The organism is Sphaerotilus sp. (assembly GCF_041083715.1).
Classification (GTDB): domain Bacteria; phylum Pseudomonadota; class Gammaproteobacteria; order Burkholderiales; family Burkholderiaceae_C; genus Sphaerotilus.
In genome coordinates this window covers 1-11806 of the sequence record NZ_JBFPGY010000084.1, presented here as the reverse complement: position 1 = coordinate 11806, position 11806 = coordinate 1, and the positions used below count along the sequence as shown (strand labels likewise).

The 11806-nt window shown below is 64.8% G+C and carries 12 protein-coding genes; 6 read left to right on the top strand and 6 right to left on the bottom strand.

What is annotated here, in order from left to right:
* Positions 1-352: restriction endonuclease subunit S (locus AB3X43_RS04245; RefSeq protein ID WP_369428630.1), on the top strand; the 352-nt coding region annotated here is incomplete at its 5' end.
* Between the two features lie 113 nt (positions 353-465).
* Entirely contained in the window at positions 466-3819 is a 3354-nt protein-coding gene (locus AB3X43_RS04240) for a hypothetical protein (RefSeq protein ID WP_369428629.1), read from the top strand.
* A gap of 297 nt (positions 3820-4116) precedes the next feature.
* On the opposite strand, the gene AB3X43_RS04235 is transcribed toward AB3X43_RS04240, so the two are convergent.
* Positions 4117-4596, bottom strand: coding sequence for a VOC family protein (locus AB3X43_RS04235; protein ID WP_369428628.1), 480 nt, complete (start codon positions 4594-4596; stop codon positions 4117-4119).
* A gap of 127 nt (positions 4597-4723) precedes the next feature.
* Here AB3X43_RS04235 and AB3X43_RS04230 point away from each other — a divergent pair, with 127 nt between their 5' ends.
* Entirely contained in the window at positions 4724-5026 is a 303-nt protein-coding gene (locus AB3X43_RS04230) for a putative quinol monooxygenase (protein WP_369428627.1), read from the top strand.
* A 54-nt stretch (positions 5027-5080) separates the two neighbouring features.
* Here the strand turns inward: AB3X43_RS04230 and AB3X43_RS04225 are convergent, their stop codons facing one another.
* Positions 5081-5707, bottom strand: a complete 627-nt coding sequence (locus AB3X43_RS04225) for a hypothetical protein (RefSeq protein ID WP_369428626.1) — start codon at positions 5705-5707, stop codon at positions 5081-5083.
* A gap of 101 nt (positions 5708-5808) precedes the next feature.
* Here AB3X43_RS04225 and AB3X43_RS04220 point away from each other — a divergent pair, with 101 nt between their 5' ends.
* Together AB3X43_RS04220 and AB3X43_RS04215 are read left to right on the top strand one after the other, a co-directional pair.
* Positions 5809-6543 (top strand): tRNA-uridine aminocarboxypropyltransferase, encoded by a 735-nt coding sequence (locus AB3X43_RS04220; RefSeq protein WP_369428625.1) that lies wholly within the window; start codon positions 5809-5811, stop codon positions 6541-6543.
* Between the two features lie 146 nt (positions 6544-6689).
* Positions 6690-6995 carry a 2TM domain-containing protein gene (locus tag AB3X43_RS04215; RefSeq protein WP_369428624.1) on the top strand — a complete coding sequence of 102 codons (306 nt, stop codon included), beginning with the start codon at positions 6690-6692 and terminating at the stop codon, positions 6993-6995.
* On the opposite strand, the gene AB3X43_RS04210 is transcribed toward AB3X43_RS04215, so the two are convergent.
* A complete protein-coding gene (locus AB3X43_RS04210) occupies positions 6987-7958 on the bottom strand; it encodes a phytanoyl-CoA dioxygenase family protein (RefSeq protein WP_369428623.1) in 972 nt (323 codons plus the stop codon). The two genes, AB3X43_RS04215 and AB3X43_RS04210, sit on opposite strands and share 9 nt — an antisense overlap.
* 119 nt (positions 7959-8077) lie before the next feature.
* Between AB3X43_RS04210 and AB3X43_RS04205 the strand changes: the two genes are divergently transcribed.
* The gene (locus AB3X43_RS04205) at positions 8078-8947 is read left to right on the top strand and encodes an AraC family transcriptional regulator (protein WP_369428622.1); all 870 of its coding nucleotides are present in this window, start codon (positions 8078-8080) and stop codon (positions 8945-8947) included.
* Positions 8948-8953: 6 nt separating this feature from the next.
* Here AB3X43_RS04205 and AB3X43_RS04200 read toward each other — a convergent pair whose 3' ends face one another.
* From AB3X43_RS04200 to AB3X43_RS04190, 3 genes are read right to left on the bottom strand one after another with little or no spacing between them, the layout of a single operon-like run.
* On the bottom strand, positions 8954-9517 hold the full coding sequence (locus AB3X43_RS04200) for a cytochrome b (RefSeq protein ID WP_369428621.1): 564 nt from the start codon (positions 9515-9517) through the stop codon (positions 8954-8956).
* On the bottom strand, positions 9514-10869 hold the full coding sequence (locus tag AB3X43_RS04195) for a PQQ-dependent sugar dehydrogenase (RefSeq protein WP_369428620.1): 1356 nt from the start codon (positions 10867-10869) through the stop codon (positions 9514-9516). Before AB3X43_RS04195 ends, AB3X43_RS04200 begins: the two co-directional genes overlap by 4 nt.
* Before the next feature lie 41 nt (positions 10870-10910).
* Complete coding sequence (locus AB3X43_RS04190; protein ID WP_369428619.1) at positions 10911-11669, bottom strand: siderophore-interacting protein; 759 nt, start codon at positions 11667-11669, stop codon at positions 10911-10913.
* Between the last annotated feature and the right edge of the window lie 137 nt (positions 11670-11806).

Here is an 11806-nt window from a genome sequence, read left to right as displayed (position 1 = left end):
ACCAGCCATTTTCAATGACGAAGTTCTTGGCGCATGCTTCCAAAACACGCTGCTTCGGTTTCGGTGTTACGACTGCGTCACCCCAAGCTACGCACTAAAATATTTCTTGCATTGCATGTATAGCGGCATTTTTCAGAAACATGCACAGCAGACAACGAATATCGCGCATTTGAGTTCAGGCCGGCTTGCGACGATTGATTTCTTGCTTCCTCCGATGGAAGAGCAACATCGAATCATCGCCAAAGTCGATGAATTTGTGGGGCTGTGCGATCGGATCAAATCCAAAATAGCTCGGGCGCAGGCGTTGAACGAGCGCCTGGCGAGGACTTTGGTTGAGCGAGCTGTCTCGTAATTTTTTCTGCGTGCAGAGTGACAGATGACGGCTGCCAGCTTCTAGTCGAGCGAAGCCGTCGGCGGTTGGCTTCGCGTCTCGCTAGTGCATCAGAGTCATACAGAGGTAGAGGGATGGGTACTTCAAACAAAATCACAGGTGGCATCAGATTCGATAAGACGGAGGCCAATGTTTTCCCGAGTCCAAAGGAGCTGATGCGCACTAGGCATCCTGACCTGTTTTCGGACAGCCTCGTTGAGGAGCGCCCCCTCCTCGCACGGCCTGTCTTTGAATATCATCTTGAAACCCTGACTGCTCGGAAAGAAGAGTATCAATTCGAGCACTTCTGCCGGCTTATCGCCGAAAAAGAAATTTGCCCCAACCTGCGCGTGCAGACGGGGCCGACGGGCGGGGGTGATAGCAAAGTTGATTCGGAGACGTACCCAGTCGCGAAGGAAATATCCGACCGCTGGTGGCTAGGTGAATCCTTGGGTGGCTCTGAACGCTGGGCGTTCGCCTTCAGTGCAAAAAAGACGTGGAAACCGAAACTAGAAGCTGACGTCAAGAGCATCCTATCGACCCAGCGCGACTACAAGAGAATTTATTTCTTTACGAATCAGTTTGTCAGTGACAAATCGCGAGCCAGCGCAGAGGATACTCTGACCAAGAAGGCAAACATCCCTGTCCACATCATCGATAGAAGCTGGCTTGTCGATCGCGTCTACAGCCACGGGCACCTGCAGCTCGCAATCTCAGCCCTCCAGATCGACGGCGCTTCCGTCGAACGGAAGGCGCGGCTTGGCCCGAAGGACACGGAACGTCAGGCGGACTTGGACGAGTTGGATGCGCAGATCTCAGACCCCTCGCGCTACACGGGCGTGCAGTACCAACTGATAGAAGACTGTGTTCGCGCCGCGAAACTAGCACGTTCGCTCGACAAGCCCCGCTACGAGATCGAGAGCCGGTTTGCCATGGCTGATCGATTCGCGCGGGAACTCGCCATCCCGCAAAAGCAGTTGCGCGTAGCCTATCACTGCGCTTGGACAGCTCATTGGTGGTTCGAGGATTACACCGAATTCCTGAGGTTCTACGAAAAAGTAGAGCACTTTGCCTTGCAATCTCAAGAGGCGCAGGATCAGGAGCTTCTGTTGAATTTGAACCACCTGTTGGTGGGCATCGACGCGCGGGGTATTCTCCACAAGGACAAAACGCGAGTCGATGAAAGACGGGCCGCCCTGGTCCAGCACCTGGAGTCACTTGAAGCGGATGCGGCACGTCCGAACAACGCATTGTTCGCACGCATGCTCAGAACCTTCGCGCGTCTGACCAATCTCATGCAAGCACGCGATTTAAGCGCAGTCGGTGACATATGGACCGACCTTGAGACTATCGCTCAGGAGTCAAAGGAACTCGGACAATTCCCATTCAATGCATTGTCTTCAATGGTCCATGAAATGAGCGAGATGTTCGACAGTCCGGGATTTGACGGTCTGTACGAGGCAATTGTCGATATCGAGCGCCAGCGGATTAGCGATGGCGAGGCTGGAGAGTCCTTTAAAGCTCGCGGACTTCAGAAGCTCAGGAACGGAAAACCCTACGAAGCCATACGGTGGATTGGTCGTGCCGAGGAACTATTCATCAAGGAAGAATATCAGCGCGAATTAATCATGACCCTTGCTGCGGGAAGCCATGCATACGAGCAAGCAGGCTTGTTATGGGCGGCACGCAACAAAATATTGGTTGCAATCGAGCGAGCCTTCCACATGCTCAGCATAGAAGGCGAGTTGCCGCCGGTAACATACCATTTACTGCAGCGTCTGACAAGGATCGAGTTACAGTTAGGACGGGTTCCACAGATTCTGCAGTCCCTTGTCTGGACGAGGTATTGCGAAAGTTTGGTGAAGTTCGAAGGGACGGATGCGGACGACGAAGCCAATCTTGCAGAGAAGATGTCCATGCATGCTGTGTTCGGTATGCACTTCTTGAGTGTTCCTTTTGGCCGTTTGTCGGCGCTGGAACAACTGCCAGACGCGCTGCAGCGGCTCAACCTCGAAATTCCTCGAACGGCTGTTTTGTATGCTCTGGGGCACGAAAAGCGTGTAAATAATGAAGCGTTTCCAAATTCACCTCAGACCCCGGCCGAACTTTGCGATTTCTTCGAAAAATGGCAGGACCAGCCGGCGCGCGAGGACATATCAAACGAGCCGGCATTGAACGAAGGACCGCGAACATGCCTTCGATCTATTATACTGGGGGCGGAGTTTGTCATCGATTGTCCGAACGACCCTACATCGGTTGGTGTTGCGGAGTCTCTACTGGGCGCCATGGAAGCTTTCCTATCGACCAGCGATGAGAGGGATCTTTTCCCCCATTCTGAACGCACTGTTATTTTTCTGCGGAAAGCTAGGCAGCAGATGACAGGGCCGACCTTCGATTGGATAGAAGGTGCCGCCGGTTTTCATGCCGAGATACTGACCAGCGAAAACATTACCTTTGATAATGCCGATGCCGTGACCCAATTCACCGAATTTCTCGGCCAGACCTCCGCGAAGATTGCAGCCCGCTGTTTCATCATCCGATCGCCGAAGGAATGGATGAAGCAGGTTGCTGGGAGCGAGCGCGGACTTGCACGCGCAACCATCCTCGGCAATGTCCTAATGATCGGCAGGATCCTGTTCGGGAATGATGCCAAGGTGCGCTTGACAGACTGGATCGATGCCGACGATAAGATTTACGAGTGTATGCGGGATAGGCACTGGCGATCTTCTACGCCGACTGCAGCGCGTCCCTCGTCCCAGGGGCCTGTTAAGCGAGGTGAAGGGCCACCGCCGAAGGAACTAATGGACACGTCCGAGCGGAAACACACCGATCGACAGGTGCTATCACCTATCAACATTCCGGCCTGGGACCAAGCTTGTTGGAGGGGCACAGCCTATGGCTGGTCCGGATCAGCTCCACCGTTCATGAGTCTGATTTTTCGGAATATGGGGGCAGCTTCACAGATTTTTTCTGAATGGAGTACCCGATTCGGGAAAGCAGATAAGGATGATGAGTTGCGTATTGCAATTATCACCGGAATTTCCAAGAGCAACCCCACTCACTACACTGTTGTCATAGGAGGCAATGTTGACCAGATAAAAATTACTCTTGAAGCGAACAAAACTTTTTCTTTGGTTTCGCGAATTAACCGGATGAGTCCTGACACCACCAAAAATCTCGATGGATTTTTGAAGCAGCTCAAAAAATTTGGTGCGTTTTACCTGATGTCAGCAAAAATGCCTGACACGCTGGGTGGCGTGCCAAATTTAGAATATACGCAGTATTTGCTCAAGGGGCATATCCACGTTCGTCCTGCCTGGCAAATCGGTGAGAATGATCCCGACATTGTGGCATTGGACGTGGACGAAGATCCTGTCATTCCAGACGGAGTCATGGACGCGCCGGTGCTCAAGGCGCTGGCGCGAAAGCGGAATCAATCAGGCAAGTAAGGCAGTGCCGAACGGGCATTGGCATGCACGAGGGATGGCCCGCGCCGCGTCCTCCAGCGCAAGGCCGGCACTCTCTCTGGCCCATCGAAAGACTTCGGGATTGAAGGCCGTTTCCATAGGGAAGTCAGTGTACAGACGCAGGTGCAGGGCGACACCGACCCGGACGCCCGATCAGCCCGTCATCGGCGGGGATGCGGCGTCGTGGCTGGCCTTGCTCCCTCCCCCAGCGGGGGAGGGTCGGGGTGGGGGTTGGGGTCGCGCCAACCGTCCATCGATGCTTGACGCAACACTGGCCCGTCAACCGCGCCGCGCCGCCTCGATCGCCGCCACGTCGATCTTCGTCATCCCCATCATCGCCTCGAACACCCGCTTGGCCGCCGCCCGATCCGGATCCGCGATGGCGGCCACCAGCGCCCGCGGCGTGATCTGCCACGACAACCCCCACCGGTCCTTGCACCACCCGCACTGGCTCGCCTGCCCGCCATTGCCGATGACCGCGTCCCACAGGCGGTCGGTTTCGGCCTGGTCATCCGTCGCCACCTGGAACGAGAAGGCTTCGCTGTGCCGAAAGACCGGGCCGCCGTTCAGTCCCACGCAGGGAATGCCCATCACGGTGAACTCCACCGTCAGGACATCGCCCGCCTTGCCCATCGGGTAGTCACTGGGCGCACGGTGAACCGCGCCCACCGCACTGTCCGGGAAGGTCTCGGCGTAGAAGTGCGCGGCGTCCAGGGCCGTGCCGTCGTACCAGAGGCAGATCGTGTTCTTGCGGACCATGGTGGTTCTCCTGGCTGGGGTGTGCAGGGACCTTCACAGTGGGAAGCGCCCCGGGAACTGTGGAGGCCGCCATCTTCTCAAACGAAGGCCGCCCCTCCAATGCCGGGGTGGTTCAAAGGAGCAAGCCATGACTGCAATGAACGTGGTGCACATGCGCGTGAAGCCGGGCCAGGAGGACGAATTCGTCCGCATCCACCAGGCGATGGACGCCCGGGCCATGCCGGGCGGGCGCAATTTCTGGCTGGTCCGCTCGGGTGAGCGCAGCTTCGTCGTGGTGGCCGAATGGGACAGCCTGGAGGCGCTGGCCGCCGCGCGTCCTGCGATGATCGCCAACCTCGACAAGCTGCGCCCCATCCTCGAAGACCTGGGGGGTGGCCGGGGGCTCACCGAGCCCTGGTCGGGCGAGGTCGCGCTGCACATGGGCCTCTGATTTCGGGAGGCGGTGCGTCTGGATGCCGGCCTGACCCGCGCAGGGCGCAACCGGTCAGTACGGCAGCACGAATCCCGCGCGCCCGACACTGATGCGCGCCGCGGTCGGCTGGCCGTCGACGACCTGTGCCTGGAGCGACACGCTCGCCCCCACCACCAGCAGGCTGCGATCGGCGCGCCGGAAGGTGACGATCGGTGCGTCGTCGGGCACGACGATGCGGGCTTCGCCGTCCTTGTGCTGCAACTGCAGCTGCAGCGCGCGACCCTGCGTGACCGTGGCCACGCCTGCCACGGTGGCGTTGGTCATCGTGCTTTGCGGCAGCAGATCGAAGGGTCGATCCCCCTCGCCCGTGCCGCGGGCCGCTTCGGGGAACACCGTCACGGCAATGGCGCGCCGTGTGCCGTCGGACTGCGGCAGCGCCGCGACGCCGATGAAGCTGCCGGGCTGAATGTCGCCGCGGGCGATGGGGAACACCTCGGACACCACCAGCGCCGCGGGCAGCACCAGTTCCACGGTGTCGCCGCTGCGGTCCTTCACGGTCAAGGTGTCGGGGCCGACGGCCTGCACCGTGCCCCGCACGCGCACCGTCGGTGCCGCCGGGGTGGATTGGGCCTGGCACAGGGGCAGGGCGGCGATGCATCCGGCCAGAAGGAGGGCAAGGCGGCGGGTCCAGCGTGGCATGGGGGTGTCCAGTGGGTTAGAGGTGGGCGACGACACCGAAGGATCGCATGGCCGTGCCCTGTGTGGTCAAGCGGTTGCCGCCGCCCCGTAGACTCCCCACCATGCCCCACGCCGTCGCCCGCCTGCGCGCCACCTGCCTCGCGACCAGCCTCACCCGTCCCCACCTCGACCGCGGCCCCCCGCGCAAGGACCGCTGTCTCCGCTGCCGCCTGGTCCCGAGCCACTGCCTGTGTGCCTGGCAACCGGTGGTGCCGACGCGCGCCGGGTTCTGTCTGCTGATGGCCGAGTTCGAGCCGCTCAAGCCGAGCAACACGGGCTGGCTGGTCGCCGATGTCGTGCCGGACACGGCGGCCTTCGGCTGGTCGCGGGTCGCGGTGGACCCGGTGCTGCTGGCCCTGCTGGACGATCCGCAGTGGCAGCCACATGTGGTGTTCCCCGCCGAGTTCGCCGCGCCGGAGCGGGTGGTGACCGAACTGGTGCCTGCGGGGCCACAGGGGCCTGCGGGTGCGCGCCCGCTGTTCATCCTGCTGGACGGCACCTGGTCCGAGGCCTGCAAGATCTTCCGCAAGAGCCCCTGGCTGAACCGCTTTCCGGTGCTGAGCCTGCACCCGGACCAGCTCTCGCGCTACCGGCTGCGCCGCTCCACGCACGCGCACCACTTCTGCACCTCCGAAGTGGCGGCGCTGTGCCTGGCCATGGCCGGCGACACGCACGCGGCGCAGGTGCTGGAGGCCTGGCTGGACGTGTTCAGCAGCCGCTACCTGCGCGCCCGCCAGAGCGTGCCGCCGGATGCGGACGATGCCGCGCACCGGCAGCTGCGGGCGCTGTGCCGGTAAGGCACTGGCGCTGCTCGCGCCATGCCCGTGCGGTTCGCTCCGCTGGATCGGCACTTCATCGCAAGGGGCTGGCGGGCGGACAGGTGCCGGTCCAGACTGCAGGCATTCCTTCCCGCACACGGTCCCGCCGACCAGAAAGGTTTGCCATGCCCACCGCCACTTCCCATGCCGCCGCCGCCCTGGACTCCACGGAGGCACTGCTGCTGCAGGCGCGCCGCCGCGTGAAGCTGAAGATGGGGTTCTTCCTCCACGCGCTGGTGTTCACGCTGGTCAACCTGGGCCTGCTCACGCTGCACGCCGTCACCGGTGGCGAGCACGGCCTGCACGTGCCGCTGTGGGGCTGGGCCTTCGGGCTGGCCATCCATGGCACGGTGGTCTTCGTCAGGCTGCAGACGCAGGGCCTGCGCGAGCGGATGGTCGCCCGGGAAGTCGAGCGGCTGCGTTCACGCTGACCTGTCCTGCCAACGGCGCAGCCCGAGGATCTTCTCGCCCAGCGCGCTCAGCACGGCAGTCGGGTACCGCGTCTGCTCCCAGCCGCGCGGATCGCCGGGAAAGGCGTGTCCGACCGGGGCTTCCCGCTCCCGCCATGAATGCACACGCGCGTCGCGCAGGTCGTCGCGGCCCTCGTCGGCGGGGGTGAACGCGATGTACTGCGCGATGCGGACGCCGTCTTGCGACACGTTGGGCTGGATGCCATGTGCGAGCAGGCTGTTGAAGATCAGCAGGTCGCCGGCCTGCATCGGCACGAAGTGCGTGGACCAGGGCAGCGTGGCCATGTCGGGCTGCCAGGGGTGGCGATCGGCCGGGGCCGTGCGGCGCCAGGTCTCGAAGTGCTCGAACAGGTCCGGCACGCACTGGAACCCGCCCACCTCTTCCGAGGTGTCCGACAGCGCGAGCACACCCTGCACGTTCACGGGCAGCGGGTCGAGCGTCGTCTCCGCGTCCCAGTGGATGAAGCCGGGGAAGGCGCGCTTGCCGCGGTTGGGCGTGTTGAGGTTGGCGCGGTCGATGGTGACCCACAGATCCTCGCGGTCCCAGAGGTCCACGAAGGCGTCGTAGACCCGCGGGGTCTGGCGGTTGTCCCACAGCGAGGGCAGGTGGTAGGCCTCGACCATGCCGGAGCCGTTGAGTTCGGGCATGGCGTGGCTGCGGCGCTCGGTGGCGTCCCAGGTCTCGGGGCGGCCGGGGTCCAGTTCCTGGAACTGCCACAGATCGTGCACGGTGCGCGCGACCTGCTCGGCGCTGACGGCTTGCTTCACGAGGACGTAGCCGCGGGTCTGCCAGTGCCGGAAATCGGCCTCGCTCAGCACGCGCAGCGGGAGCGTCTTCTGCAGATCACGCAGTTGCGGCAGTTCCTGGTAGGCGACGGTGGGATTGCCGGGGCGCTGGTCGCCATAGCGGTAGCGGTCGTTCATGGGGAGTCTCCGGAGCGGTCAAGGTGGAGAAATTCTGCGAGCGACCACCCTGTTCCGGCAGCGTCAAACTGACCTGTTCTGATGCGATCCTGACCTTTCCCTTGCAGGAGAATGTCAGCATGAAACCCCTGTTCGAGCGCGTGCCGATGGACAGCCGGACCTCGTGCAGCCTGCTGTGGCGCGAGCTGGCCGAGATTCCCTTTGTCTGGCACTACCACCCGGAGTTCGAGCTGACCTTGACGCTGAACGCGGCGGGTCAGCGGTATGTCGGTGACCACCTCGCGGACTTCGCGTCAGGCGATCTCGTGCTGGTCGGTCCCAATGTGGCGCACACCTGGTCCGCGCAGCAGCGTCCGGACACCACCGTGCCGATGCGCGCGGCCGTCGCCTGGTTCACCGCCGACTGGCTGGAGCGGATCGTGGCGGTGATGCCGGAGCTGGTCGGCTTGCGCCACCTGGCGCGACGGGCGGGCGGTGCGCTGCAGTTCTCGGTCGCGGCGGCGCAGGAGGTGGCGCCGCAGCTCCTCACGCTGCACGCGCTGGACGAGGCGGCACGGATGCCTGTGCTGCTGGAGGTGTTGCGCCGGCTGAGCCTGGACCACGGGGCCGCCGTGTTGACCCTGCCGCTGGACCCGCCAGCGAGTGACCTGGCGCGGCAGCGGCTGGGCAAGGTGCTCGACGTGCTGCACGCCCGCTGGACCGACCCGCCCGGACTGTCCGAACTCGCGGCGCTGGCCGCACTGTCGGTGGGGGCCTTCCACCGCTTCTTCAAGCGCCACACCGGCACGTCGGTGCTGGGTTACGTGACCCGGCTGCGCATCGGGCAGGCCTGCCACCGCCTGATCGAGACCGACCGGCCGATCGGGCTGATCGCGGCGGAGGTCGGCTATGCGAGCCTGGCGCAGTTCAACCGCCAGTTCCTGCGGTGGAAAGGCATGACGCCAGGCGCGTTGCGCCAGGCGTATCGCCACCGCCCTTCACTGCGCTGAGTGGCGTCAGCCCTTGCCCGGCCGCATGGACGACAGCACGCCGTCCTTGAGCACGACATGGTGGTAGATCGCGGCCACGGCGTGCAGGCCGGCGAGTGCCAGGATGGCGTCGCCGAGGAAGCCGTGGACATCGCCCCAGTCGGCCAGCGCCGCGAGGCTGGAGTTGGCGATCAGCGGCATCTGGTCGACGCGCACGCCGCCCAGCAGCGTCAGCGGATGGCCTTCGCTGCCCAGCGCGAGCAGGGCGGTGGCCGGCAGCGCCAGCAGCAGCGTCCACAGGACGCCATGCACCAGCTTCGAGGCCAGCTGCATCCAGCCCGCCATCTCGAACGTCGGTGCCGCAGGGCGCACCGCGACCCACAGCAGGCGTGCCACGGTCAGCACCAGCACCAGGATGCCGAGCGATTCGTGCCAGACGATGTCGCTGCGCGTGGCGGGGTCGAGACCTTCGTGCATCTGGCGACCGAAGCCCCCGGGGCCGAGGATGAAGGCGATGACCACGGCGATGGCCGTGGTCCAGTGGAAGGCCTGGCTGAGCGTGTCGTAGCGGGTGGTGGAGGCTTGTTTCATGGAATCACCGGAGAGTTTCCGGAGATTGTGGGGTGCTCCGATGAATGGAATGTTGCCGTCACCCGCCAGATGGCGTTGCCCACATCGTCCGCCACCAGCAGGCTGGTGCCGTCCGCGCCGATCGCCACGCCGACCGGTCGGCCGTAGGAGGCCGACTCGTCCGGCGCGAGGAACCCGCTCAGGATGTCGCGCGGCGGGCCGGACGGCCTGCCGTCGACGAAGGGGATGAAGACCACCCGGTAGCCGCTGAGCGTGCTGCGGTTCCAGGAGCCGTGCTGGCCGATGACCATGCCATCGGGGAAACCGGGCAGGGTGCCGGCCGGCATCCAGCACAGGCCGAGCGAGGCGGTGTGGCCGCCGAGCGCGTAGTCCGGCGCGATGGCGCGGGCCACGGCCGCCGCGTCCTGCGGCACGCGGTCGTCCACCGTGCTGCCCCAGTAGCTGTAGGGCCAGCCGTAGAAGCCGCCCTCGCGCACGGAGGTCAGGTAGTCCGGCGGGGTTTCGTCGCCGAGGCCGTCGCGCTCGTTCACCACGGTCCAGAGTGCGCCGGTCACCGGCTCCCAGGCCAGCCCGACCGGGTTGCGCAGGCCGGTGGCGAAGGGGCGGCTGCGGCCGGTGGCGAGGTCGATCTCGTAGATGCAGGCGCGGCCTTGCTCGACCTCGAAGCCGCTTTCGGCGATGTTGCTCAGCGAGCCGACACCGGCATAGAGCCTGCGGCCGTCCGGGCTGGGCAGCAGGCTGCGGGTCCAGTGGCCACCCGGCTTGAAGGTGGTCACCGGCTTGCCTGCGGCGGTGATCCGCGTGGCGCCCGGCACGCAGGGGAAGGCGACCACGCCGTCGGTGTTGCCGACGTAGAAGGTGTCGCCCAGCAGCGCCATGCCGAAGGGCTGGCTCAGGCCGGACAGGAAGGTCTCGCGCGTCTCGGCCACGCCGTCGCGGTCGGCATCGCGCAGCAGGGTGATGCGGTTCGGGCTGATGCCGGTGGCGGCGGCGCGTTTCATGGTGCTGACCATCGCGTGGTCGAACAGCGAGTTCACTTCGCCGGGCAGGAAGCAGGCCTCGGCGACGGTGACATCACCGTTGGGCAGCACGTGCATCCAGCGCGGGTGGTCGAGGCCGGTGGCGAAGGCGTTGACCTGCAGACCGGGCGCGGCCACCGGCTGCTGGCCGGGCGCCCAGCCGCGGGCGGTGGGCATCTTCAGGGTCGGCATGCGGCCTTGCGGGCGTGCTTCGGGGATGGTCGGCGCGGTGCCGACGGCCTGCGCGGGCACGGGGCCTTGTCGGCGGCGCCAGCGGATGGCGGCGCTGCCCGCCAATGCAACGATCTGCGCAAACGCGTTCGACAAGCTCATGGCACCGCTCCGTTTCTGGGGAGTGCGCATGTTAAGCGGGGTCAAGTCTCGATGTGCTCGTGGTGTGCCGTGGCGCCCTGTTTCCAGTACGCCGAGACCCGCACCGCGTGGCGGTCCAGCCCCCGCTCGTCGACCAGCACGCGCCGCAGCGCCGCCATCGCGCCCGCCTCGCCCGCGCCCCAGGCGAAGCCCTCGCCGCCGGGCAGGTCCAGTGCCCGCACGGTCTCGACCAGCGCGGTGCCGCTGTCGACCCACTGCACCTGCACGGTGGCCGCGCTCGGCAGTGCGCGCCGGTCGGCCGCGTCGTGCACGTGCAGCACGACGAAGGCGCGGGTGCCGGCCGGCAGCTCCTCCAGCCGGCGTGCCACCGCGGGCAGTGCGGTCTCGTCGCCGACCAGCAGGTGCCAGTCGAAGTCCGTGGGCACGATGAACGAGCCGCGCGGTCCGCCGATGGCTGCGTGCTGGCCGGGCGCGGCGTGCGCGGCCCAGGTGGCGGCAGGGCCGTCGCCGTGCAGCGCGAACTCGATGGCGAGCGTGCCGGCCGCGGCGTCGTGGTGGCGGGGCGTGTAGTCGCGCCGCACCGGCTCGGCGCCCGCCGCCGCGTCGAGGAAGAGCTTGACGTGGTCGTCGAACGACGCGCTGGTGAAGCCGGCCAGGTCGTCGCCGGTGAAGGTGATGCGGCGGAAGCCGGGCGTGGGGGTATCGACGCGCAGGACGGTCAGGTCGCGGCGGCGCAGTGCGTGGCGGACGCGCTGGATGCGGGTGGCGGGGCGGGTGGAGCCGGTGTTGTCCGAAGTCATGGAGGTGGGGGCTGAATGGTTGATAATGTCATCCATGATGACCAAATCAATGGACAATGTCAACCATATCGGCGAACCGGACACCGTGCTGGAGCTGATCCACGTGGTCATGCACCAGGTCCGCTCGCAGCAGTACC

Bases quoted from the DNA above. Each gene is read 5' to 3' on its own strand.
- AB3X43_RS04240 (WP_369428629.1), top strand. From the start codon at position 466: ATGGGTACTTCAAACAAAATCACAGGTGGCATCAGATTCGATAAGACG.
- AB3X43_RS04235 (WP_369428628.1), bottom strand. From the start codon at position 4,596: ATGGTCCGCAAGAACACGATCTGCCTCTGGTACGACGGCACGGCCCTG.
- AB3X43_RS04230 (WP_369428627.1), top strand. From the start codon at position 4,724: ATGACTGCAATGAACGTGGTGCACATGCGCGTGAAGCCGGGCCAGGAG.
- AB3X43_RS04225 (WP_369428626.1), bottom strand. From the start codon at position 5,707: ATGCCACGCTGGACCCGCCGCCTTGCCCTCCTTCTGGCCGGATGCATC.
- AB3X43_RS04220 (WP_369428625.1), top strand. From the start codon at position 5,809: ATGCCCCACGCCGTCGCCCGCCTGCGCGCCACCTGCCTCGCGACCAGC.
- AB3X43_RS04215 (WP_369428624.1), top strand. From the start codon at position 6,690: ATGCCCACCGCCACTTCCCATGCCGCCGCCGCCCTGGACTCCACGGAG.
- AB3X43_RS04210 (WP_369428623.1), bottom strand. From the start codon at position 7,958: ATGAACGACCGCTACCGCTATGGCGACCAGCGCCCCGGCAATCCCACC.
- AB3X43_RS04205 (WP_369428622.1), top strand. From the start codon at position 8,078: ATGAAACCCCTGTTCGAGCGCGTGCCGATGGACAGCCGGACCTCGTGC.
- AB3X43_RS04200 (WP_369428621.1), bottom strand. From the start codon at position 9,517: ATGAAACAAGCCTCCACCACCCGCTACGACACGCTCAGCCAGGCCTTC.
- AB3X43_RS04195 (WP_369428620.1), bottom strand. From the start codon at position 10,869: ATGAGCTTGTCGAACGCGTTTGCGCAGATCGTTGCATTGGCGGGCAGC.
- AB3X43_RS04190 (WP_369428619.1), bottom strand. From the start codon at position 11,669: ATGACTTCGGACAACACCGGCTCCACCCGCCCCGCCACCCGCATCCAG.